The organism is Flavobacterium sp., from assembly GCF_031411595.1.
GTDB lineage: Bacteria > Bacteroidota > Bacteroidia > Flavobacteriales > Flavobacteriaceae > Flavobacterium.
This window is the reverse complement of record NZ_JANOBI010000042.1, coordinates 1-25,823: the sequence shown is the minus strand read 5'-3', so window position 1 is coordinate 25,823 and position 25,823 is coordinate 1. Positions and strand designations below refer to the sequence as shown.

Sequence of the window (25,823 nt, the reverse complement as noted above, 5' to 3'; positions counted from 1 at the left end):
AAATAATTTTTAACAAATTTATAGAATTTAAAATCGCCGCATGGAGTACTTTTGCATAAAAATTCCGCTATGACATTCTCAGATTTACAGCCAAAAGTAATCGAAATTTTAGAACAATCCACCATTACAAGAGACGAAAAACTGTTGCAGATTTGCGCGCTTCTCGAAACAAGCATTCCTTATTATACTTGGGTCGGATTCTATTTTGCGAACCACGAAACCCAAACTTTACATTTAGGTCCGTATGTTGGTGCGCCAACCGATCACACCGTGATTCCTTTTGGAAAAGGTATTTGTGGGCAAGTCGCGGTGTCTAACGAAAACTTCGTTGTACCCGATGTGCAGGCTCAGGACAATTATATTGCGTGTAGTTTTACGGTGAAGTCTGAGATTGTTGTTCCGCTGTTTGTTCGTGGCGAAAATATTGGGCAGATTGATATTGATTCGAATGTGCTCGATCCTTTTACGGAAGCTGACGAACGGTTTTTAGAGTTTGTGAATCATGAAGTTTCGAGGTTGTTTTAGCGCTTGGCTTCAAATGAATTTTAAATCAAGGTACTAAAAAGCAGAAAAAAAGCAAGATGCATTTGATATCATGATTTAAAAACACTCAGCTATAAAAAAATTCTAATTCAAAACCGTCAAATACTAGCTCAAAACACCTATAGAGTAAATATGACCCTTTAAAATTGAATGCCCTTGATATCTTTATTCGAAATAAAGAAAATTATGAGACATTCATTTCACATCGCATCCCTTTTTTTGGCCCTCTTTCTGGTTTTTGAAAATTCCTATTCGCAGCATGATTTGTGTGAAAACGCCATAGTGTTGACTCCAGCCATCGACATTTCATGGTATGGCAATAGTACAACAGGGAATTTCATCGGATCAACCATTGGAAGTCCAGCGCCCACTTGTGCGCCCAATGCTTCCCAAGATGTTTGGTATAAGTTTGTGGCAACAGCTACATTAATGACTGTTTCCTTACAATCATACAATCAAAATTATGGTGTTCAGGTGTTTGAGAACAGTTGTTCAGGAACTATTATGGGTTGTGTGAATTTGCAAGCCAATCAAACAGATGATTTTGCTTCGAACCATTTTATTGTTGGAAGCACCTATTATATTAGGGTTTTTAACTCAACCGTTAGCAGTCCGTCTGACTACGAATTTGAAATTAGTGTTTTGCAACCTCCTTCGCCAGAAAATGATTTATGTCAAAATGCCTTAATAGAAGAACCTTGTAATGGCTCATGTGCTCCGTTTTATGGCACTTTTCATGGAGCAACAATCAGCAACCCATCGGTAGGTTGTGCGCCCAATGCTTCGCAAGACGTATGGGTTAAGTTTAAAGCAGGCAGTATAAGTAACGTAATAACTGCATATCCTAATAGTTATTCTGGTTTAGATGTAGCTCTCGAAATATATGAAGGCAGTTGCACTGGCCCTTTAATAGCTTGTGTTAACAATACCCTAGGTGGTTATCCGGAGCAATATCGCGAAACTAATTTTGTTATCGATCAAACCTATTATATTCGAGTTCTTAATGCTAGTAATGCTGTTTCTACAGGAACTTTTGTATTGTCGGTTTGGAATGATTATTTTCCTCTAAACGACCTGGCAACCAATGCTGAGCTTATTGCACCAAGTCCATCTACTTGCAAAACTGGAACTTTTTATCATGCATCCATTAGCAGTCCTCCGGCTTCCTGTATTCCGAATACTTATCTGGATGTATGGTATAAATTTGTTCCAACAACACCCGGAATGACAATCTTTTTAGATCCTGTTGCAGCAGTAAACTTCGGCATGCAAATTTTGGAAGGAAGTGCTACCGGAACTACAATTGCTTGTGTCAATGCAAATCCTATCAGTAGCGGCGAGACTTTTACTTATATGAATTATACCGTTGGGCAAACTTACTTTATTAGAGTTTTGAATTTAGGTGGCGATCAAAACGCTTCATTTCAAATATGCATCACCAACAATTTGCCGCCAGTGAATGATTTGTGTTCTAACGCTTCGGTTTTAACTCCAAGTGCTGACCTTAATACAACTACTCAAGGCTTTTTTAATTTTTCAACGATTAATGCACCAGCGCCTAGTTGTGGGGCAAATTCATCGCAAGACGTTTGGTATCAATTTAATGCGACCACTACAACAATGTCTGTGATATTGAGTCAAGCTGGATTCATTGATATTGGCTTACAAGTTTTTCAAGGCAGTTGTAACGGATTGATTTTGGGCTGCGTTCATTCAGATCATAATGTTTTTCAATCGTATAATTATGGTGAAATCACACTCAATAATTTTATTGTTGGGCAAACGTATTTTGTGAGGGTTTTTAATGCGAGTGCTACATTACTTCCATCAACATTTAATATTACCGTCAAAGAATACGCAGCCCAACCTAATGATTTTTGCGCCAATGCAATAACCATAACGCCAAATCTGAATTATTGCGGAGATCAGGCTTCAGGAGAAATGAATGGGGCTACCATCAGTAGTTCGGTTCCAAATTGTGCGAACACTATTATGACTGATGTTTGGTATCAATTTGTAGCCACAACATCCATGGCAAAAATCAATTTATCGTCTTATGTTACTGGTTTCGATTTGGGCTATGAAGTTTTTCAAAATTCTTGTTCCGGCACCAGTATATTTTGTGGTAATACAGCCGCTGATCCTATACTTCCAACTTTAACCGTTGGTCAAACCTATTATATAAGAGCTTTTAATTTGAATACCACTTTAACGAGTTATTCCAATTTTAGCATTTGCGTTATAGGTTATCCTTCACCCGCGAACGACTTATGCAGTAATGCCACAATGATAAACGCAGACACCATTTGTAATACCGTTATGGGTTTGTGGACTGGCGCAACAATAAGCGGATCCAGTGCAAGTTGCGCTCCCAATGCCAATCAGGATTTATGGTACAAGTTTGTGGCCGTTGCTCCGGGAATGAAAGTAAGTTTATATCAATATGGTTGGGATTACGGAATCGATCAATCCTTGGAAATCTATGGAACCTGTACCGGACAACCGCTTGCTTGCGCCAATACAAGTACCTCGTCGCCATCTGAAGAAATAGCGTATTCAAATTTTACTGTTGGGCAAACATATTACATTAGGGCATTATGCAATAATATTAATTTTGCAGGATATAATTTCCAGATCTGTGTTACTTACACGCCTCCTCCTGCCAATGATTTATGTCAAAACGCAACCGTTTTAACCCCAAGTTCAACTTGGTCTGCTCAGTACGGCATGTTATACAATTCGTCAATAAGTTCTGCAACACCAAGTTGCGCGGAAAATACTTCGCAAGATGTTTGGTATTCCTTTGTAGCAACGAATACATTGTTGAAAATTAATTTAGACATTTATAGCGCAGGAGATTATGGTCTTCAGGTTTTTCAAGGAAGTTGCTCAGGAAATATTGTAGGTTGTATCCTCAATAATCCGCAAATTACATTTGATGGATTTGCTTATAACAATTATGTTGTTGGTCAAACTTATTACATCAGGGTTTTCAATCCGAGTAGTACAGCTAATGATCTCGGCTTTAATATATACATCATCGATTATCCGGCACCAGATAATGATTTATGTGAGAATGCCACACTTTTAATTCCCGGTAACGCTTGCGCAACAACCATAGGCACATTTACTGGTGCTAATTCAAACGGTGTTTCCAACTGCAATTCGGGAGCAACCCAAGATGTTTGGTATCAATTTGTAGCAACCAATCCTACGATGTCAATAACAATACCCGCCAATAACGAGATAGATTTAGGTATGGAAATCAAAACAGGAAGCTGCACCGGAACTAGTTTGGGATGCGTGAATGCCAATCCAATGAACTTTACGGAACGATTTACTCAAAATAATTTTATTGTTGGTCAAACTTATTTCATTAGGGTTTTTCATTTGAATACAACTACACCAATGGCACCATTTGAAATTTTTGTACAAGAATTTGCTGCACCTATCAATGATGCTTCACAAAGCGCAACTTCATTAACGCCAAGTGCTTCCTGCAATGCAATTACTGGAACCTTTAACAACTCTAGTATATGCAATCTTTCTTTCTATTGCACTGTTGGCGCTTCGCAAGATGTGTGGTACGAATTTACAGCCACTACGCCACTAACACAAATTCTCGCATCGCCGGAAAACGAATTAGATCTTGGGTTAGAAATCTACAGCAGCAATAGCATCAATCTGTATCCTATAACCTGCAACAATGCACAAGCCGCAGGATTAAATGAGCAAGTGATGATGAGCGATTTTATCGTAGGTCAAAAATATTGGATTCGCATTTTAAATGTAAACAATAACACTTCAATGCCTAATTTTGAAATTTGCGTGCAAGAATTTCAAATCCCAACCAATGATTGGTGTGAAAACGCGACACTTCTAACAGCCAATGCCATTGTAAACGAACCCAATGGAGCGTTAAATTCGGCAACCCTTACAGGATCAATTCCAACCTGTACCTCCAACAACTATGCATACAACGATGTTTGGTATAAATTTGTAGCAACCAACAATACCATGACCGTTGCTCTGCCTTGGATAGAGAATTTATATGCCGGTTTAGCCATTTATCAAAACGGATGTTCCAACATAGAAATGGGTTGTATGAGTGCACAAAACATTCAAGCTCAAGGCGCGATAACGCTGAATAACTATACCGTTGGGGACATTTATTTTATCCGAGTATTCGGAGAAAGCGGCTATCCTATCACCCCGGCGTTTAGAGTTTTTGTGACGAGTCCAACCTTAGGTCTTCCAGAATATAGCTTAGACAAAATAGCCTTATTCCCAAACCCTACGCATGATCTTTTAAATCTAAAACTACCCGACAATCAAAATTTTAAAATCATCCATTACAGCATCACCAACATGCTAGGACAAAATGTGTTTCGTACCGCTGCAAACTATCAAAAAGTAGATGTTTCAGCATTTAGTAAAGGCGTTTATCAAGTGTTGCTAGAAACCGACAAAGGCAATTGGACAGGGAAGTTTATAAAAGAATAATCCATTTCAGGAGCCGGGAACCTGCTATTCGCTAAATCTTTCACGCCGAACTCCGGCGCAAAAGGATATCGCTACTATCAGGGCTAGGGCATTCGTTCTAATCGAAGACTATTCTAAAAATTTCAAGAAATAATTCATAATTCATAATTCATAATTCATAATTAATTCTACCTTTGCACACGAATTGTGAGAAACACAGTTCATACATAATAATCATTTAAATAATATTAGCATGTACTTAACATCAGAAGTAAAAGCTGAAATCTTCGCTAAGCACGGAGGAAACGCAACAAACACTGGAAAATCAGAAAGCCAGATTGCTTTGTTCACATTTAGAATCAACCACTTAACAGAACACTTGAAAAAAAATCGTCACGATTACAATACAGAGCGTTCCCTAGTGAAATTGGTAGGTAAAAGAAGATCTTTGTTAGATTACTTGAAGAAAACAGAAATCAACAGATACCGTGAGATTATCAAAGAATTGAATATTAGAAAATAATATTTCCAAAAAGAGGTGCTCACGCGCCTCTTTTTTTTTACAGATTTTGCAGAAAAAGTTTGGTTTTTCATTGGGTACACAACAACAACTACAACAACACAACTATTCTGTCGACAGGCAGAGAACCAATGTAAAATTAAAAAAGGAAAATTTATGATTCCACAATTATTTGTAGAAAAAATCGATTTAGGTGATGGCAGAAGCATCACAATCGAGACAGGGCGTTTGGCCAAACAAGCTGACGGATCTGTAGTAGTAAGAATTGGAAAAACTGTTATTTTAGGAACAGTAGTATCCTCAAGAAAAGCAAGTCCAGGTATCGACTTTTTACCGCTAACGGTAGATTATCGTGAAAAATTTGCAGCAGCAGGTCGTTTCCCTGGAGGTTTCTTCAAAAGAGAAGCACGTCCGAGCGACAACGAAGTATTAACCATGAGATTGGTAGACCGTGTTTTGCGTCCGCTTTTCCCAAGTGATTACCATGCAGAAGTGCAGGTAATGATTCAATTGATGTCGCATGATGATGAAGTGATGCCTGATGCATTAGCAGGATTAGCCGCTTCAGCAGCGCTTGCATTATCTGACATTCCATTTGAAACTTTAATTTCTGAAGCCAGAGTAGGAAGAATTGATGGAAAATTCATCATCAATCCATCTCGTGCACAATTAGAATTGTCTGATATCGACATGATGATTGGTGCATCCACCGATTCTATCGCCATGGTAGAAGGGGAAATGAAAGAAATTTCAGAAGCAGAAATGGTAGAAGCCATTAAATTTGCACACGAACACATCAAAAATCAAATTGCGGCGCAAGAACGTTTGCAAGCTGCTTTTGGTAAAAAAGAAGTTCGTTCTTATGACCAAGATAGAACAGACGAAGCTATTCACGCTAAAGTGAAAGCAGCGGCTTATGATAAAATTTACGCCATTGCAAGCAAAGGTTCGGCTAAACAAGAACGTTCTGCTGCATTTGATGCTGTAAAAGAAGAAGTTAAAGCTTTGTTTACAGAAGAAGAATTGGCTGAAAACGGTGATTTGGTTTCAAAATATTTTAAGGACGTCAACAAAGAAGCGGTTCGTAACGTAACTTTAGATTTAGGAACACGTCTAGACGGTAGAAAAACTACTGAAATTCGCCCAATCTGGTGTGAAGTAGATTACTTGCCATCGGTTCACGGTTCTGCATTGTTTACCCGTGGAGAAACTCAAGCTTTGGCAACGGCAACTCTAGGAACATCAAGAGAAGCCAACCAAATTGATTCGCCATCTGAACAAGGAGAAGAAAAATTCTATTTACACTATAATTTCCCACCATTTTCAACAGGAGAAGCGCGTCCGTTAAGAGGAACTTCAAGAAGAGAAGTTGGTCATGGAAACTTGGCGCAACGTGCGTTGAAAAACATGATTCCTGCTGAAAATCCATACACGATCAGAGTTGTTTCTGAAGTATTGGAATCAAATGGTTCATCTTCTATGGCAACGGTTTGTGCTGGAACATTAGCTTTGATGGATGCTGGAGTTCAGATGATTCGTCCTGTTTCTGGAATTGCTATGGGGTTGATTACTGATGGAGATCGTTTCGCAGTGTTGTCTGATATTTTAGGTGACGAAGATCACTTAGGCGATATGGATTTCAAAGTAACCGGAACTTCAGAAGGTATTACCGCTTGTCAAATGGACATCAAGATTGACGGATTGAAATACGAAATCATGGAGCAAGCTTTGGCTCAAGCTCGTGACGGACGTTTGCATATCTTAGGAAAACTAACTGAAACGTTGGCAACGCCTAGAACCGATGTTAAAGATCACGCTCCAAAAATTATTATGAGAACTATTCCTGGTGCTTTCATCGGCGCCTTGATTGGACCTGGTGGAAAAGTGATTCAAGAATTACAAAAAGCTACCGGAACAACTATCGTTATTAATGAAGTTGACGAACAAGGTGTGGTTGAAATCTTAGGAACTGATCCTGCAGGAATCGCAGCGGTTCTTGCGAAAATCGACTCGATCATTTTCAAACCAACTATGGGCGAATCATACGAAGTGAAAGTAATCAAATTGCTTGACTTTGGTGCAGTCGTAGAATATATCGATGCTCCGGGTAACGAAGTATTGCTTCACGTTTCTGAATTGGATTGGGCACGTACTGAAAACGTAACCGATGTCGTTAATATGGGCGATGTATTCCTAGTGAAATACTTAGGAGTTGATCCTAAAACCAGAAAAGAAAAAGTGTCAAGAAAAGCTTTGATGCCAAGACCTCCAAGAGATGAAAATGCTCCAAGAGAAGACAGAGGTCCACGTCCTGAAAGAAGAGATGACCGAGGTCCGAGAGAAGACAGAAAATAATATTTTTTCAAATTTTAAAAGCTCCGATTTATGTATTTAAATCGGAGCTTTTTTTTATACTTATTATAGTTTTTGTTGTAAAATTGCTATGTTTAACACAAAAAAAAATATTAATTTATATCTTTACCCCTCACTAATTTAACCTAATTAATCATGAAAAAATTATTTACCTTGCTATTCATTGGCATTTTTACAATCGGCTGCTCAAGTGACAGTTCTTCTGATGCTGGTGGTAATGTATTACCGGAAACTTCTTCGGCAAAAGCAGAATACAACAACAGTAATTTCGGGATTTATAAAGGCGTTTTTACAGGTTCATCGGGCGTTATGACTGTAAATGTCATGAACAATGGCTCACTCAGTGCTACGCTTAAATTGGATGGTATAACCCATAATTTTACTACCTCTGAAACTGTAACACAAGGACAAAATACAGAAGCATTGACATTTACAAGCGGTGAGATGTCGTTTGATTTGGATATTTCGGCCAATGGAGGAAACGTCGATGTTACCACATTAAGTTTTCCTGGTCATGACGATGCCGCTTTGACGCTTACTAAAGAATATTCGTATCAAGTAATAAAATGTTATGAGGGCACCCATAGTGGCACTTCAAGCGGCATACTCAATGTTATTATTGATGATGATTATGTTTCAGGTCTAAGCTATACTCCGGATGACAATCCTGATGACGATGATGTTGCTTATCTAAATGGTTCTATAAATGGAACTGCAATTTCGGGAACTTTTGGCGAAGGTCAAGATGGAGGCACGTTTACAGGAACCGTTTCGGGAAATACCATTAGCGGAACATGGCAAAGTAATGATGATTCTAATCCTGCCTCAGGAACCTGGACATGCCAAAGAACGTTATAAAAATCTTTAGCTTAAAAATTATATAAACCCATTTCTCAAATTGAAGTGGGTTTTTATTTACACCGAGTGCCCGCATTAGGGATAGCAGCATTGTTTGAGCTCTTTTGGCGACGGTGTTCGGCGCAAAAAAGCGAGTGCGGATAGCCCGACCCGTAGGGAAATGCCCAAATAAAAAATAAAATTTCAACGCTTTTGTAACTTTATTCCACCTATTGCCGTACAAGCTTTGTACGCTTTAAAAAAAGGAGACAAAAATATGAGACAACTTAAAATCACCAAGCAGGTAACCAACCGTGAAACTGCATCTTTAGACAAGTATTTACAGGAAATTGGAAAAGTTGATTTGATTACCGCTGACGAAGAAGTAGAATTAGCACAGAAAATCAAAGCCGGTGATCAGAAAGCCTTAGAGAAACTAACCAAAGCGAATCTTCGTTTTGTGGTTTCTGTAGCGAAACAATACCAAAATCAAGGGTTGACACTTCCGGATTTAATTAATGAAGGGAATTTAGGTTTGATCAAAGCGGCACAACGTTTCGATGAAACACGTGGTTTCAAATTCATTTCTTACGCCGTTTGGTGGATTCGCCAGTCGATTTTGCAAGCTTTGGCAGAACAATCTCGTATCGTTCGTTTGCCGTTGAATAAAATTGGTTCGATTAATAAAATCAATAAAATGTATGCTTTGTTAGAGCAATCTAATGAGCGTCCGCCATCTGCGGAGGAAATTGCCAAGGAATTGGACATGACCGTGAATGATGTAAAAGAAAGTATGAAAAACTCCGGCCGTCACCTATCGATGGATGCGCCGCTCGTAGAAGGAGAAGATTCGAATCTTTATGACGTATTGCGTTCCGGAGAATCACCGAATCCGGATAGAGAACTAATTCATGAGTCATTGCGTACCGAAATTGAACGTTCTTTAGAAACTTTAACGCCAAGAGAAGCCGATGTCGTACGTTTGTACTTCGGATTGGGCGACCAACATCCGATGACGCTTGAAGAAATTGGCGAAACATTTGATTTAACACGTGAGCGTGTACGTCAGATTAAAGAAAAAGCAATCCGAAGATTGAAACACACTTCGAGAAGTAAAATATTAAAAACCTATTTAGGGTAATTATAAAAGTAACAACAGTCTGATTAACTGTTCGTTTTTTGATTGATGATTGAAACTCCGGCTGATTACCGGAGTTTTGTTTTTAAATACGTTTCCATTTTTTATTTGGGCGTGACCACAAGGGTCGGGCTTTTCGCACTCGCTTTTTTTGTTTTGTTAGCCTAAACGCAGCCGAAGAGCTTTTTCTAAAAACAAAAAAGAGCTCAGACAATTGCTTCAATCCCTCACGCAATCCTGTCTTCCCTTGCGTTGCTTTGCGAAAAAACTTTGCGCACTTTGCGGTAAAAAAACTATTTTTGCACAAACGACAACACTACAATGAAGAACACCATAATCGCCCCTTCCATCCTAGCCGCCGATTTCGCGAACTTACAACGCGACATCGAAATGATCAACAATTCCGAAGCCGACTGGTTTCACATCGACATTATGGATGGTGTTTTCGTACCCAACATTTCATTCGGCATGCCCGTGCTAGAGGCCATCACCAAACACGCCAAGAAAACCATCGACGTGCATTTGATGATTGTTGATCCCGATCGTTATATCAAGACTTTTGCTGATTTAGGCGCGAATGTACTCAGCGTGCATTATGAAGCTTGTAATCACCTTCACAGAACATTGCAAGCGATAAAAGCGGAAGGCATGAAAGCTGGTGTAGTTTTAAATCCACATACCAATGTCGATTTACTTGAAGATACCATCAACGACATCGATTTGGTTTGCATCATGAGCGTCAATCCGGGTTTTGGTGGACAATCGTTTATTGAAAACACTTACTCAAAGATTGAAAAATTAAAAGATCTAATTACCCGAAAAAATGCTTCCACAATTATAGAAATTGATGGCGGTGTCACCAACAAAAACGCCGCACAACTCGTGGCTGCCGGCGCTGATGTATTGGTTGCGGGAAATTTTGTCTTTAAAGCGGAAAACCCTACTCAAACCATTGCTGATTTGAAAAGGTTAACGAGCCATTAATTTTATTCCTTAATCACTTTTATAACTTGAGATTTATTGTCAGATTCTAATTTGATAAAATAGTTTCCGGCTTTGAGTTGACTTAGTTGCAATCTCAAATCAAGGCTCTCAAAATTTTGTTGCAGTATTTTTTGCCCCATCATGTTGTATAGCGTAACATCCTGAATCAAATCTTTTGATTGGATATACAGTATATCTTGGACAGGATTCGGGCTGAACTTTAAATCTTTAAAAGCAAAAGTGTTATTCGCCAAAAATTGTATTGTAATTTCAAAAGCCGATGCGCTTTCATGCCCATTGATGGTTTGTGTTGCGTAATAAGTGACACCTTCTACCAAAACTGTGCTTAACGGCAATGGATTAGAAGTGGCATTTCTGTTCATCACATCATACCATTGAATATTCTGACCTGAAACTACAACATCCGCCAAAGTCTGACCAAGAGTAAATGTTTGATTCACATCGCCTGTAGGTGCTGGAACTGGCGTTTCAAACACTTGAAATACCGGAGATTCCGTAACACAGTTTGTGTCATTATTAGTAATTCGGACAGAATAATAATGCAATCCTCCATTAATAAGGTTATTGACTGTATAAGAAGAACCATTAGCGCCAATAATATCATTTTGAGATTCCATCCATTGGTAAGTATAATTGCCTGTTTGAACTTCGGTATTGAGCTCTAATGTCTGAACGATTTGATTGTCTTCTACAACAATATAATTGATGTTGTCGACAGTTGAAATCGTTGGATTAACTATAGGAAAAACAATGACAACAAAAGATTCCTCATTGGAGCTACACATACCCGGCAAATACACATAAATAAGTTGTGTAGCAGTGATAACATCTCCGGCATGAAGCATCGTTCCGCCACCATTGGGCGCTGTATAGTAACCTCCAATCTGAAGTGTAGGTAAAGTATACTGTCCGCATACCGTAACATCTGGCATCGGCGGTATAATAACATTGAGCGCCACAGTAATAATAGCACAACCCGACAAAGGAGCTGTACAGTTGCCCGAAGTCACACTAACCAAACAAATTGCAGTAGTAGCGTTCAATATCGGAGTGGTGATTGTTGCCATTCCACTTGCATTTAAAGCAATAGTCTGAATAGGACCATCAGTTCCATAACTGACCATCGAATTTGGAGTACCCATAAAAGTTATCGTAGCCGAGGTCCCTTGACAAACCGTTGTATTTCCTATTATCGTAGCTTGAGGTGTCGGACTTACGAGAATTGTTAACGATGTTGTTGTTGCACATTCTCCGGCGTTCGGCGTGAACATATAAGTACTAGATATCTGATTATCAACAACACTTGGAGTCCAGATTCCGGAAATGCCATTATTAGAAGTTGTAGGAAGTGGCGGAATCACACTACCTTGGCAATAGGCTCCTTGAAATGAAAATGTTGGCACTGTCAACGGCACAACTGTAACCGTAAGGCTCTGTGAATTGGCGCATAAACCTTGCATATTTGGCGTAAAAACATAGACATAAGTACCTACAATCTGAGTGCTAATCACCGATGGGCTCCATGTTCCAGCTATTCCATTTGGGGAAACTGCCGGCAAAATGGGAGGCGTAGAACCAGAACAAATCGGGGCAATCTGAGCAAAATTAGGCAACGCTACAGGATTAATTGTTATTGTAACCATACTCGTATCATTAAGACAAGGTGCCACTGCGGGAATCGTATAGGTAAATGTACTTGTTGTTGCGTCCGGAGAAGGTGTGTAAGTTCCTGCAACAGCATTAAAAGTACCCCCACTTCCCGATGTTCTTGTCCAAACGCCGCCTGCTTGTTCTCCGATAATTAAGCTGTATAAATCTATAGTAGTTGTACTCGTATTACAAACTGTTGTTGCCCCATCTGTTCCTGCATAAGGTTGTTGGGTTACAATGACATTAGCAATACTAGAGTCATTCGCACAAGGAATCGTTCCTGCAACGGTATACATAAATGCGCTTGGTGTCGAACCATACGAAGGCAGATAGGTTCCTGCAGCCGCATTGAAGGTTCCTCCTGTTCCGGATATCTCAACCCAGGTTCCTCCCGGTTGCTCACCGGTAATCAGGCTGAACAAATTGATGGTCGTTGTTGAACTCTCGCAAACCGTTACACCTCCATCAACTCCTGCATAGGTTAGCGCATTTATGGTCACAGTTGTCGTAGTTGAAAATGCGGGATCAACTCCCGCAGGAATGTCGTAAGTTACCGAGTATGTTCCCGGTGTGCTTTGATTGGGATGAATGTCGCCCGATGTCGCATCAATAAACAATCCTGCAGGCGATGCTGAAAATGTGCCGCCTGTAGTTCCTACCAAGTTGACATATTCTAATGTTGAGTAAAAACAAAAGGGTGAATTATAAGAAATCGTAGCACTCGGCGGTGAATCAAAATTGAGAAATTTGTTTGCTGCAGTGGTTAGAAAAAAAGTATTCATCAACAACAGCGAGAAAAGTAATTTTATTTTCATAAGAAACTGATTTTTAGTCGCTACCAAATGTAAATAAATTAATTCAAAATGCTTTGTCAATAAATAAAAAAAGCCAGGTGACATTTCACCTGGCTTTTTTAATGTGACCGCGGCAGGGTTCGAACCTGCAACCATCAGAGCCGAAATCTGATATTCTATCCAGTTGAACTACGCAGCCATTTTGGATTGTAAGACTGCAAGATTTTAAGATTATGAGACATCTTAGAGTCTTAAAATCTTACAGTCTTATAATCTATATTTATACTAATAATTTCTTAACAATCGCGGAAATCGTTTTCCCTTCCGCTGTGCCTCCTAATTGTGCCGAAGCCAATCCCATGACTTTTCCCATAGACGCGATTCCTGATGCACCAGTTTCTGCGATAATCTTAGCTACTACCGCTTCTACTTCTGCTTCGCTTAATTGGGCTGGCAAGAATTTTTCGATTACGGCAATTTGAGCCAATTCAGGCTCTGCTAAATCCATTCTGTTTTGCTCTGTGAATATCTTCGCGCTGTCTTTGCGGGTTTTTACCAATCTTTGAAGCAATTTGATTTCGTCTTCTTCTGTGATTTCTTCTTTTGAACCCGTGGCTGTTTGCGCTAAAAGCAATTCTGATTTAATAGATCGCAATGCTTCAAGTGCGACAGTATCTTTGGCTCTCATGGCGTCTTTGATGTGCTCCATGATTTGTGTGGATAAACTCATATGTGATGTGTTTTTGGTAATTTGTTGATTTGAAATCGAGTGTTTGCCCCGGATAGCAGTGTATATCCTTTTGTGCCGTTGTTCGGCGCAAAAGATAGCAACGTATAGCCGGATTAAGGCCCGACAAAACTACAAAAAAATGTTAGATAGTCTGAGTCTTTTTTTAAACAAAACAACCCGAAAACAGTTGCCTATTTTCGGGTTATGATAAGTTATTGTTGCGAATTATTTACGCTCTAACCAGAAGAAATTGTTCCATCCTTCTACCAAAGATTTTGGATCTTTGTTTTTGGCTCTGTCTTGTTTGTCGCTTTGAACGATGTTGCCACCGGCTGCTTTGAAATCATACATTCTTGGTGCTGGCTCACCATCTACAGTAATTTTCAAAGTGTAGCTTCCGTCTTTCAATTCAGCAATTTTAAGATAATCTTTAGCACCGATTAATTTCATTGAACAAGAAAAATCTTTCCATTCCCCTTGCTGAACAGTAGCTGTTTGCTTGTTAGGAACTGAAATCGTTTTTCCGTTTTGAAGCAATTCAGGATACCAGTTTACGCTTTTAGATGTTTTTCTGGCGTCGTTAGGATTTGGTTTCAATTCGGTATGCATCATGTAGAATCCTAAAATGAAATTTCCTGAAGTTTGAGGTGTAATGTAAGCCCATTTTTCCCAAGGTCCTGTTGAATACCATAATGCAGCACTAGTAGCATAAGGATCAGTGTTTACTTTTTTGTGCACATCGAAGTCGAAACTATAGAACTGAACACCACCCGCTAAGAAATCGATTTTGTATTTTCCTTCTTGAGTCATCATGATGTCTGACTGTTGGTTCCCGTTATCTTGATACGTATTTTGTTTTCCGTCATTGAAATAGCTACCATCATTGTATGTCGGAGATTTTATCAATTGGTCGTTCAAGTAAACTTTTGTAGTAAGAACATTATCGTCTCTGATCATGTCTACTGGTTCTCCTGAAGACTTTTTGTTGGGGATGAATGTCGCTCTGTAGAAGTTCATTCTTAAGTTTCCGTTATCCGATACTTCTGTTCCATCTAATAAAGATTTCATCGTGATGGCAGGCATCATCGGATACTGTTTCCAGTCTAAAGTTACTGAACTTGCGCCACCAACTGCACTCGAAGACGAAGACGACGATGATGATGAATTACCTGAAGCCGCTTTATTTACCTGGTCGGTTGCTACATTTTTAGCTGCCTTTTTCAACATACCACCAAGTTGGGCATGTGATATTGAACTGATAGCAACTGCCGCTATCAATATCAAGTTTTTGTTAATGTTTTTCATTGTTACGTGTTTTTTGTTTGTAATGTTCTAAAAATCAAGGCTGCTAATATAAGAAAATATTAAAAAAAATAACCCGAAAACTTGAGGGAATTTTCGGGTTACTCACAACTAATTTGGGTTAGTTAATCGACGTTGTCGTGCAGGAATGAATTGTTAGAACGCAATTGAATGTCGTCATTACTATCGGTTCCTAACGATGTACGCGATGTCGTGTTATCATTTGGGTTTGTTGAAATGTCTATTCCTAATCTTTTGTATGCGGGTTCTTTTTCAAACTCTTCCATACGCGATGGATTGTTGTGGAACTTGTAATTGAACTCCTTTAATTTTCTTCTTCTTTCGTCAGCTCTGAATTTCAACGAATCTTCGATTGACATTTCCATTGGAGAAACATCTTCAAAAGCGGAGGAGAAATTCGAAACTTCTTCGACTTTCTTCATCGTGATGTTGAGTTCTTCAGCAATGGGTTCGGCTGCAATGTTTTCAACCGGTTTTGAATTGAGCAATTCGTTTTCAAGTTCCATATATTCTTCAAGCGAATATTTGATGATGCCGTTCTCATTCAATTCTGTCATCGGAACCACTTGGACTGCTTGGTTTACAATGATTTCTTTGGTTTCGTTCGTGAGTTCGAAAAGGATTTTATTTTCGTCAACAATTTCTTCCGTTTTTGCGATGGGCAAATCGAAGGTGAATGTGGCTTGTTCTTCTTTTATTTCTGTGTGATCAATTACTTTGATTTCCTTCACATCAGCCACAACCGGTTTTGAAATTTCAAAATCGAATGGTTTCTCAGGTGAAACAATTTCAAAAGTCACATCAAGGTTCTTAATGAATTCGGTCATTGCGATCAATTCATTGCTATCAAGCATTACCGGCTCTTCGATTTCTTGAATCTCATCAACTGCTACAACGGCCTGTACTTCCTGAATTTCCAATGCTTCGTCTTCAATCAATTCGAAAATGATTTTTTCTTCTTCATTGATGGCTTTCGGCGTTTCTATTTCAGTATCAATTTGAAAAGACGGAATGGCTCTATTGGTCAAATCGCGCTCTAATTTATGTTCCCCATCCAAAGAATGGATGATTTTTTTAGGCTCTGTATTGACGATGTCGTTTTGTTGCTCTACATTAAATCCTGTCGCAATAATCGTAACGGCAATCGAATCTCCAAGTGTTTCATCTTCACCAACACCCATAATGATATTGGCATTGAAGCCCGCTTCGGTTTGGATGTGGTCATTGATTTCTCCGATTTCATCAATCGTAATTTCATTAGAACCAGAAACGATAAGCAACAATACGTTTTTAGCTCCTGAGATTTTATTGTCATTCAAAAGTGGCGAATCCAAAGCAGCAATAATCGCTTCTTTAGCACGGTTGTCACCAATCGCAGTAGCTGAACCCATAATGGCAGTTCCGCTGTTTGACAATACCGTTTTCGCATCTTTTAAATCGATGTTTTGTGTGTAATGGTGCGTGATAACTTCAGCAATACCACGAGATGCGGTAGCCAATACTTCATCAGCTTTAGAGAAACCGGCTTTAAAACCTAAATTACCGTAAACTTCTCTTAGTTTATTGTTGTTGATGACAATCAAAGAATCGACTTGCTTGCGCAGTTTTTCAACACCCAACAACGCTTGATCTTGACGCACTTTCCCTTCAAATTGAAACGGAATCGTCACAATGCCAACCGTAAGAATATCTCTTTCTTTCGCCAATTGTGCAATCACCGGAGCGGCTCCTGTTCCTGTTCCGCCACCCATACCGGCAGTGATGAACACCATTTTGGTATTGCTATCGAGCATCTTTTCGATATCAGCTATGCTTTCGATAGCAGATTGTTGTCCCACTTCAGGATTGGCACCAGCGCCAAGTCCTTCGGTAAGATGAACACCCAATTGAATTTTGTTCGGTACAGAACTGTTTTGTAAAGCTTGTGAATCGGTGTTGCAAACGATGAAGTCTACTCCTTTGATGCCTTGCTTAAACATGTGATTGATGGCATTACTTCCGCCGCCACCTACTCCAATTACTTTAATCACATTGGATTGATTTTTAGGTAAATCAAACGAAATGTTTCCAAAATCTGAGTTGCTTGTCATAATTTTTGGTTTTTGATATTCTTATTCTATATTCTATTTTGTTCGGTCGAAACCTACTCTGCGTTGTCTAAAAACTCTTTAATCTTATCGACGTATTTATCGAAAAATGACCGTCTTATTTTGGCTTCTGTCGAATCGATTTTATTGACCGTTTCTTCAACTTCAATCTTTATTTCTTCTTTTTCTTCAATCTTATCGAAAGTAATTTCAGCTTCGGGTTTCGGTATATCGAATGGTTCGAAAGTTCTTTCCTGTTTGAAAGTTACTTTTTCCGGAACCACCGTCGTTTCTTTTCTAACGGCACTTTGCGTTTTGTTTTCGATGCTGTTCATCACCAATCCAACCGCAGTTGCGTATAACGGGCTTGAGATTTCTTCATCTGAATTACCAGCCAAATGCTCGTTCGGGTAACCAATTCTCGTATCCATTCCTGTGATGTATTCTACGAGTTGTTTGATGTGTTTCAAATTCGCACCGCCACCGGTTAAAACAATTCCTGCGATTAATTTCTTGCGTGGATCTTCATGACCGTAAGCTTTGATTTCAGCAAACACTTGTTCAACGATTTCAACCACGCGAGCGTGAATGATTTTCGAAAGGTTTTTCAATGAAATCTCTTTGGGTTCTCTGCCGCGCAATCCCGGAATCGAAACGATTTCGTTGTCTTTATTTTCTCCTGGCCAAGCTGAGCCGAATTTTATTTTCAATAATTCCGCCTGCTTTTCAATAATCGAGCAACCTTCTTTGATGTCATCTGTAATCACGTTTCCACCGAAAGGAATCACCGCTGTGTGGCGAATGATGCCATCTTTGAAAATCGCTAAATCTGTTGTCCCACCACCGATATCAATCAATGCAACACCGGCTTCTTTTTCTTCTTGACTCAAAACTGCGTCGGCTGAAGCTAACGGCTCTAAGGTTAATCCTGATAATTCAATGCCTGAACTTTGAATACATCTTCCAACATTTCTGATTGATGAAGCTTGTCCGACAACCACGTGGAAACTGCTTTCCAAACGTCCGCCATACATTCCAATTGGTTCTTTGATATCCGATTGTCCGTCGATTTTAAATTCTTGCGGCAATACGTGGATAATTTCTTCACCCGGAAGCATCGCCAATTTGTGCACTTGATTGATGAGCAAATCGATGTCTTTTCCTCCGATTACTTCTTCGGCATTGCTGCGGCTGATATAATCGCTGTGTTGGATACTGCGAATATGTTGTCCGGCAATTCCAACGACAACATCTTTAATTTTATAGCCCGAATTGTTTTCTGCTTCTAAAATCGCTTGTTGAATAGAATGAATGGTTTGTGTGATATTATTCACAACACCACGAGCCACACCAAGACTTTTGGATTTACCAACGCCTAAAATTTCGAGTTTTCCATACTCGTTTTTCTTGCCAATCATGGCTACGATTTTGGTGGTTCCAATGTCAAGACCTACTGCAATGTTTTCTTTTTCCATAATCTATTATTTAGTGCACACGACCTGCTGCGTAAACGTCAGATTGATTTTTTTGTATTTGTATAACGAACTGTCCACAACTGCTTTTTGATAAAAAGCTTTATAGTTTTTAAATTTCGTTTCGATATTGACCGTTTGACCGAATTCAATCTCATAATCGAAATTTCTGTTCAACATTTTTAAGCTACCTGACGGCGTAATTTGTATTCCGATGATGTTTTTTTTCAAAAAGTCATCATCGTAAACAAATCGCAATAATTTGTTGAATTCGTCCTGATTTACTTTGTTAATTTCCCCCGAAACGATTGGAACTCTTGCTGTAAATTCGGCCGACAATGGCATTGTACTTCCTTGATAGTCAATATAAAATGATCCTTCGTCGTTGAACAGTCTAGCAATGGGCGTTTTTTGTTTTACCACGGCTTTTAGTACCCCATCAATACTCACAAAAACCTCAGATTTTTCTATCATCGGGTTTGCATTGATGGACTTTTCCAATCTGTTCAAATCTAAATCAACTTTTTGGATGGCTGAAGCATCTGTTTTATTTTCTATTAACAATTTATTAACCGTTTCTTGCTTGATAAATGGGTTCGAATCATCGGTAAAAACAACCATCGATTTGGCCAACTTTCGGTATTCATTTCGCATCGAAGTAAACGAATATAAGAACGCTACCAATGCGAACATTAGTATCAATCGTATGTTAGTCCATTGGAATAATTTCATAATAATGCTTCTTTAATCGGTTTTACCAATTCGCCAATATCGCCCGCGCCAATCGTCACAATTACTTTGGCGTCGCTTTTTAAAATACTAGAAATCAAATCGGTTTTTGAAACTAATTTTACATTCGGATTCGTCATTTTTTCCATGAGCCATTGTGAGGTAATGCCTTCCATCGGCAATTCTCTTGCGGGATAAATGTCGAGTAAAATCACTTCATCAAAATTGGACAAACTTTCCGCAAATCCATCGACAAAATCTTTGGTTCTACTGAACAAATGCGGTTGAAAAATCGCAAGCACTTTCTGATTCGGATACAATTCCCGAACCGCTTGATGCACGGCGTTAATTTCGGTAGGATGGTGTGCATAATCATCAATAAAAACCAAATCATCGGTTTTAATTTGAAATGAAAATCGCCTGCGAATTCCTTTAAACGATGCTAATGCTTTTCGAATATCATCAGTGGCTACTCCGTAAGTTTTTGCCATTGCCAAAGCCATGAGCGCATTCATCAAATTGTGCGTTCCTGGAAGACTGAATCGAATGTCAGTTAGCGTTTCTGTTGGCGTTTGTACATCAAAAATGTATTGACTGTTTTCTATTCGAACGTTGAATGCTTTGAATTTAGCATCTTCATTCACCGCAATTGAAATGCCTTTTAAGTTCAATCCTTTGGCAATAAACAATTTACTTTTGTCTTCAACTTTGTCAGCAAATTCTAGGAACGAAGCTTCAATCGAGGCTTTGTCTCCATAAATATCTAGATGATCCGCATCAGTCGAAGTCACACACGCAATATCGGGATGCAAATGCAGGAAAGAACGATCGAATTCATCCGCCTCTACGACAGTTACGGTTTTACCATTTCCGATTAAATTCGAATCGTAATTCTCAACAATACCGCCAACGAAAGCAGTTACATCAACGCCACTTTGAAACAATATATGCCCAAGAATGCTTGATGTCGTGGTTTTCCCGTGCGTTCCAGCCACCGCAAAACAGAACGTATCTTTAGTAATGATACCTAGCACTTCCGCTCTTTTTTTGATTTGGAAATTTCTTTCGATGAAATAATTCCATTCCGAATGTGTGATTGGAACCGCTGGTGTAATAATTACCAACGTGTTTTCAATATAATAATCGTTTGGAACTAATTGGATGCTGTCTTCAAAATGAATGTCGATACCGCTTTCCTGCAATTCCTTCGTGAGTTCGGTTTCGGTTTTGTCGTAACCTAAAACATTTTTGCCGATGGTTTTGAAATACCGCGCTAGTGCACTCATTCCGATGCCTCCGATGCCGATGAAATAGACGTTATGGATTTGGTTTAGGTTCATTTTGAGTTGCTGAGCGACTGAGTAGCTGAGATACTGAGTTTGCTCGTTTTATGTTTTGATTAATTTTATTATTTCTTTGACAATGTCTTTTGTGGCGTTGGGTTTTGCTAAGGCTTTGATGTTTTTTGATAACGTTATTTGTTCCGTCTCATTTTCTAAAAGATGGCTGAAAACGGATTCGAATTTTTCGTCTAGTTCGGTTTCTTTTAAAAGCAATGCGCCATTTTTATCAACGATGGCTTTCGCATTTTTGGTTTGATGATCTTCGGCAACGTTTGGCGATGGAATGAAAATCACAGGTTTTCCCACTATGCATAATTCCGATACAGATGATGCTCCGGCGCGCGATATTACAATGTCGGCTGCGGCGTAAACAAAATCCATTTTGTCTATGAATGCTAGTACTTGGACATTTTCTTTTTGATTGAAATGTTGGTATTCTTCGATATAAAATTTCCCGCATTGCCAAATTACCTGAACGTCTTTCGATGCTAAAAAATTGAGTTCTTTGGCGATGAGTTGGTTGATTCGTCTGGAACCTAAACTTCCACCCAATACGAGCAAAGTTTTCTTTGATGGATTTAATTTGAAATATGCGATGCCGTCAATTCTTTTATCATCAATCGCAATCAAATCCTGACGTACCGGATTGCCTGTGAGTTTTGTTTTACTTTTTGGAAAAAAGCGTTCTAGATTTTCATAAGCGACACAAATAGCGCTGGCTTTTTTACTCAATAATTTATTCGTGATTCCCGGATACGAATTTTGTTCTTGTATTACGGTTGGAATTCCGGCACGGTTCGCCATTTGCAATAATGGTCCGCTTGCAAATCCTCCGGTTCCGATAACCACGTTGGGTTTGAAATCGCGGATGATTCTTCTTGATTTTAATAAACTGCTTAAAAGTTTTACAGGAAACATGGTGTTGTCTACGGTGAGTCGACGTTGTAAACCCGCAATCCATAAACCTACTATTTGATAACCGGCTTGTGGTACTTTTTGCATTTCCATTTTGTCTTTGGCACCTACAAAAAGAAATTCTGCATCGGGAAAACGAGACTTTAATTCATTCGCAATAGCAATGGCCGGGTAGATATGTCCACCGGTGCCGCCGCCGCTTAGTATGAATTTTGGTTTGGTCATTTTCTATTTTAGGTTCTAAGGTTCTGAGTTGCTAAGGTTCTAAGGCTATTTTTTTCCGAGAACAGCGTTCATCGGATTGGTTGTATCTTCAATTGAGTAACCTTGTGTTTTGGCTGTTGCTTCAATTTCTTGTAATTCTTTTTCGGCTTTTTCTTCGCGTTCGATTTGGGCATCGATCATGCGTTTTAGGGTTTCTTCGCGTTGTTCTTTTTCAGTGACTTCAGCTGCAATTTCTTCTTCTTTTTTGGTGACACCGATGATGATTCCTAATGCGATACAAGTCATCCAGATGGAGCTTCCTCCGCTACTGATTAGCGGTAAGGTTTGTCCCGTTACTGGCAGCAATTCGACGGCTACTGCCATATTGATTAAAGCCTGAAAAACTATTGGAAATCCTAAACCGACGACGACAAGTTTTCCGAACAATGAATTGGCTTTGTGTGCAGCGACGATGAATCGAAAAAACAAAAGCATGTACAATCCCAAAATGGTTAGTCCACCTATGAGGCCATACTCTTCTACAATAATGGCGTAGATGAAATCGGAAGAAGATTGTGGTAAGAAGTTTTTTTGCACACTTTTTCCAGGGCCTAATCCTTGAATTCCGCCCGAAGCGATGGCGATTTTGGCTTTTTCGATTTGGTAATCGTCTTCGTCGGGCTTGTCGGTGGTGAAACTTTCGAGGCGACTTTCCCAAGTTTTAACACGACTAAAGAATTTCGCGTCAGGAAAAGCTTTACTGATTAATACGAAAAGCACTAAAGCCATGACTCCGGCGGCGATGATTAGTCCGATATATTTTAATGGATATTTCCCAATGAACACGAGCATCAATACCATAGAAAACATTAAGGCTGCTGTGGAAAAGTTCGCAGGCAGAATGAATCCTAAAGTGGTGAAAACCGGCAGCCACAATTCCCATAACGAGTTTTTGAATGTAACCGGTGTTTCTCTTTTTTTGGATAAATAACGTGCGACGAATATCATCAATACAATCAATGCTAACGTGGAAGTTTGGAAGGTGATTCCGATGAATGGCACTTGAATCCAGCGGCTGGCATTGGCTCCGGCGATGACGGTTCCTTTGACTAAAGTGTAGCCCAACAAAACCCAAACAATGGGCAATGCTACTTTTGATATCGCTCGGAAATAATGATATGGCACTTTATGCACCCAATAGATAATCATGAAACCGATGCAGATGTGCGCGAAATGCTTGACCAAATAACCCAACGTGTTTCCGGTTCCGTGACCCATATACGCGAGATTGCTACTGGCACTAAAAACCGGCATAAACGAAAATAAAGCTAGTAAGGCCACGAATGTCCAGATTACTTTGTCTCCTTTTAGGTTTTTGATGAGCTGCAACATTGGATTGTTAGATTGTTAGATTATTGGATTTTTAGACTGTACGATTTGAACGTTATGTTGATTGTGAGGCCTAGCCCTGATAGCAGCGGTATCTTTTTGCGCCGGCGTTCGGCGTGAAAAATTTAGCGTATAGCAGGTTCCCGGCTCCTATAGATTCTGCACTGCGTTTTTGAATTGCTTGCCTCGGTCTTCGTAATTTTCGAACAAATCGAAACTTGCGCAGGCAGGGGAAAGCAATACATTGTCGCCTTTTTCGGCAATACGTTGTGACATTTTCACGGCATCGGCCATTGTATCGACTTCGATCATGACATCGACTACGTTTCCGAAAGCATCGATGATTTTTTTGTTGTCGACACCCAGACAGATGATCGCCTTGACTTTTTCGTGCACTAGCGACATCAGGTCTGCGTAATCGTTTCCTTTGTCGACACCACCGACGATCCATACTGTTGGCGCGTTCATGCTATCCAAAGCAAAAAAAGTTGCGTTGACATTGGTCGCTTTGGAGTCGTTGATGTACTGCACGTTTTGGATTTTGAGGACTTTCTCCAAACGGTGCTCGACGCCTTGAAAATTGGATAAACTCTCGCGAATCGTTTCCTTTCGGATCTGCATCAGTTTGGCTACTGACGCGGCTGCCATGGCGTTTTTCATATTGTGCTTGCCTTCGAGCGCAATATATTCGGTCTCCATGATGAATTCTTCTTCGTTGATGTTTACTTCCATTTTATTGTTGTTTAGGTAGGCTCCTTTTTCGAATGTTTTCGTCAATGAAAAAGGAATTAATTGAGCATTAGTTTTGTTTTGTTTTAACCAGTTTTCTATGGCTTCATCGTCGGCATCGTAAATGAAAAAGTCCTTTTTGGTCTGATTCATCGTGATTCTGAATTTTGAAGCGATGTAATTGTCATACTTATAATCGTATCGGTCTAAATGATCGGGGCTGATGTTGGTGAGTATGGCGATATGCGGTTTGAAATCGATGATGCCATCGAGTTGGAAACTGCTTAACTCCAATACATAATAATCGTATTTGTTTTCTGCGACTTGCCAAGCGAAGCTCTTACCGATGTTACCTCCGAGTCCGACGTTTAAACCTGCTGATTTTAGCAGATGATATGTTAGCATTGTTGTTGTTGTCTTGCCATTGCTTCCTGTGATTCCGATAATTTTTGCTTTGGTGAATGGTGCTGCAAATTCGATTTCGGAAATGACCGGAATGTTCTTTTCTTTGAGCATTTTGACGATGCTAGATTTGTCCGGTATGCCGGGGCTTTTCATAACAATGTCAGCATTGAGGACTTTTTTTTCTGTGTGGGTTTCCTCTTCCCATTTGATGCCGTTAATTGTAAGAACTTCTTTGTAATGGTCTTTAATCTTGCCGAAATCGGACACAAAAACGTCATAGCCTTTGTGCTTTCCGAGAATCGCTGTGCCGACTCCGCTTTCTCCACCTCCAAGTATGACCAGTCTTTTCATTACTTTAATTCGTAATTTTTAATTCGTAATTCGTAATTATTTTCTATCTTAATTTTAATGTCACTATCGACAGAATGGCTAGTAAAATTCCAACAATCCAAAAGCGCGTTACGATTTTACTTTCGTGGTATCCTTTCTTTTGATAGTGGTGGTGTAGCGGCGACATCAGGAAAATTCGTCTTCCTTCGCCGAAGCGTTTTTTGGTGTATTTGAAATAACTCACTTGCAATACAACAGAGAAATTTTCGACTAAGAAAATCCCACACAATAATGGAATCAGCAATTCTTTTCTAACTGAAATCGCCAATACTGCGATGACACCTCCAATCGTTAAACTTCCCGTATCGCCCATAAATACTGATGCGGGATACGAATTATACCACAGAAAACCGATGAGAGATCCAACGAAAGCTGCAATAAACACGGTCATTTCTCCTGAATTCGGGATGTACATGATATTGAGGTAACTCGAGAAAATAATGTTACCCGAAACAAAGGTGAAAATCCCGAGTGCGAGTACAGATATTGCGGAGGTTCCTGCTGCGAGTCCATCGATGCCATCGGTAAGATTGGCGCCATTGGAAACGGCAGTGATGATGAAAATTACAATTGGAATAAAAACCAACCAAGCCCAGTTTTCATAGCCGTCGCCGGTCCATTCGATGATTTTGGCATAATCTAATTCATTGTTTTTGGTAAACGGAATGGTAGTCACAGTCGATTTCCCCTCTACTGGCATTTCGCTGATAACGCTTTGTGTTTGGTTGAATGTAATGGGTGTGTTAGATCTTTCTCTAACCGTTA

Annotated in this window: 18 protein-coding genes and 1 tRNA gene; 7 read left to right on the top strand and 12 right to left on the bottom strand. The window is 39.5% G+C overall.

Features of this window, described 5'->3' with window-relative positions; all coding sequences use genetic code 11:
- Window positions 1–69: 69 nt before the first annotated feature.
- The 7 genes from RMO03_RS09910 (at window position 70) to rpe (ending at window position 10,877) form a co-directional block, all read left to right on the top strand.
- A complete protein-coding gene (locus RMO03_RS09910; protein ID WP_309641944.1) occupies window positions 70–525 on the top strand; it encodes a GAF domain-containing protein in 456 nt (151 codons plus the stop codon).
- Window positions 526–729: 204 nt separating this feature from the next.
- Window positions 730–5,046 (top strand): T9SS type A sorting domain-containing protein, encoded by a 4,317-nt coding sequence (locus RMO03_RS09905; RefSeq protein ID WP_309641943.1) that lies wholly within the window; start codon window positions 730–732, stop codon window positions 5,044–5,046.
- A gap of 232 nt (window positions 5,047–5,278) precedes the next feature.
- Window positions 5,279–5,548 (top strand): 30S ribosomal protein S15, encoded by a 270-nt coding sequence (rpsO, locus tag RMO03_RS09900; protein ID WP_309641942.1) that lies wholly within the window; start codon window positions 5,279–5,281, stop codon window positions 5,546–5,548.
- 153 nt (window positions 5,549–5,701) lie between these two features.
- Window positions 5,702–7,900 carry a polyribonucleotide nucleotidyltransferase gene (locus tag RMO03_RS09895; protein WP_309641941.1) on the top strand — a complete coding sequence of 733 codons (2,199 nt, stop codon included), beginning with the start codon at window positions 5,702–5,704 and terminating at the stop codon, window positions 7,898–7,900.
- A 153-nt stretch (window positions 7,901–8,053) separates the two neighbouring features.
- Window positions 8,054–8,776 carry a hypothetical protein gene (locus tag RMO03_RS09890; RefSeq protein WP_309641940.1) on the top strand — a complete coding sequence of 241 codons (723 nt, stop codon included), beginning with the start codon at window positions 8,054–8,056 and terminating at the stop codon, window positions 8,774–8,776.
- 256 nt (window positions 8,777–9,032) lie between these two features.
- A complete protein-coding gene (locus tag RMO03_RS09885) occupies window positions 9,033–9,896 on the top strand; it encodes an RNA polymerase sigma factor RpoD/SigA (RefSeq protein ID WP_007137700.1) in 864 nt (287 codons plus the stop codon).
- A 318-nt stretch (window positions 9,897–10,214) separates the two neighbouring features.
- Window positions 10,215–10,877: a ribulose-phosphate 3-epimerase gene (rpe, locus tag RMO03_RS09880; protein ID WP_309641939.1), complete on the top strand. Its 663-nt coding sequence runs from the start codon at window positions 10,215–10,217 to the stop codon at window positions 10,875–10,877.
- Window positions 10,878–10,879: 2 nt separating this feature from the next.
- Here the strand turns inward: rpe and RMO03_RS09875 are convergent, their stop codons facing one another.
- The 12 genes from RMO03_RS09875 to mraY all read right to left on the bottom strand — a co-directional run.
- On the bottom strand, window positions 10,880–13,363 hold the full coding sequence (locus RMO03_RS09875) for a T9SS type A sorting domain-containing protein (RefSeq protein WP_309641938.1): 2,484 nt from the start codon (window positions 13,361–13,363) through the stop codon (window positions 10,880–10,882).
- A 104-nt stretch (window positions 13,364–13,467) separates the two neighbouring features.
- Window positions 13,468–13,541 (bottom strand) — tRNA-Arg (locus tag RMO03_RS09870).
- A gap of 81 nt (window positions 13,542–13,622) precedes the next feature.
- The gene (locus RMO03_RS09865) at window positions 13,623–14,072 is read right to left on the bottom strand and encodes a GatB/YqeY domain-containing protein (RefSeq protein WP_309641937.1); all 450 of its coding nucleotides are present in this window, start codon (window positions 14,070–14,072) and stop codon (window positions 13,623–13,625) included.
- 225 nt (window positions 14,073–14,297) lie between these two features.
- The gene (locus RMO03_RS09860) at window positions 14,298–15,377 is read right to left on the bottom strand and encodes a hypothetical protein (protein ID WP_309641936.1); all 1,080 of its coding nucleotides are present in this window, start codon (window positions 15,375–15,377) and stop codon (window positions 14,298–14,300) included.
- A gap of 122 nt (window positions 15,378–15,499) precedes the next feature.
- Window positions 15,500–17,485: a cell division protein FtsZ gene (gene ftsZ, locus RMO03_RS09855; protein WP_309641935.1), complete on the bottom strand. Its 1,986-nt coding sequence runs from the start codon at window positions 17,483–17,485 to the stop codon at window positions 15,500–15,502.
- A 53-nt stretch (window positions 17,486–17,538) separates the two neighbouring features.
- Window positions 17,539–18,957: a cell division protein FtsA gene (ftsA, locus tag RMO03_RS09850; RefSeq protein ID WP_309641934.1), complete on the bottom strand. Its 1,419-nt coding sequence runs from the start codon at window positions 18,955–18,957 to the stop codon at window positions 17,539–17,541.
- Between the two features lie 6 nt (window positions 18,958–18,963).
- Entirely contained in the window at window positions 18,964–19,686 is a 723-nt protein-coding gene (locus tag RMO03_RS09845) for a cell division protein FtsQ (protein ID WP_309641933.1), read from the bottom strand.
- The gene (gene murC / locus RMO03_RS09840; protein ID WP_309641932.1) at window positions 19,683–21,023 is read right to left on the bottom strand and encodes a UDP-N-acetylmuramate--L-alanine ligase; all 1,341 of its coding nucleotides are present in this window, start codon (window positions 21,021–21,023) and stop codon (window positions 19,683–19,685) included. The genes RMO03_RS09845 and murC overlap by 4 nt, the downstream gene beginning before the upstream one ends.
- Before the next feature lie 48 nt (window positions 21,024–21,071).
- The gene (gene murG, locus RMO03_RS09835; RefSeq protein ID WP_309641931.1) at window positions 21,072–22,166 is read right to left on the bottom strand and encodes an undecaprenyldiphospho-muramoylpentapeptide beta-N-acetylglucosaminyltransferase; all 1,095 of its coding nucleotides are present in this window, start codon (window positions 22,164–22,166) and stop codon (window positions 21,072–21,074) included.
- Between the two features lie 45 nt (window positions 22,167–22,211).
- Entirely contained in the window at window positions 22,212–23,537 is a 1,326-nt protein-coding gene (locus tag RMO03_RS09830) for an FtsW/RodA/SpoVE family cell cycle protein (protein WP_309641930.1), read from the bottom strand.
- A gap of 147 nt (window positions 23,538–23,684) precedes the next feature.
- Window positions 23,685–25,019 (bottom strand): UDP-N-acetylmuramoyl-L-alanine--D-glutamate ligase, encoded by a 1,335-nt coding sequence (murD, locus tag RMO03_RS09825; protein ID WP_309641929.1) that lies wholly within the window; start codon window positions 25,017–25,019, stop codon window positions 23,685–23,687.
- A gap of 43 nt (window positions 25,020–25,062) precedes the next feature.
- Window positions 25,063–25,823: phospho-N-acetylmuramoyl-pentapeptide-transferase (gene mraY, locus RMO03_RS09820; RefSeq protein WP_309641928.1), on the bottom strand; the 761-nt coding region annotated here is incomplete at its 5' end.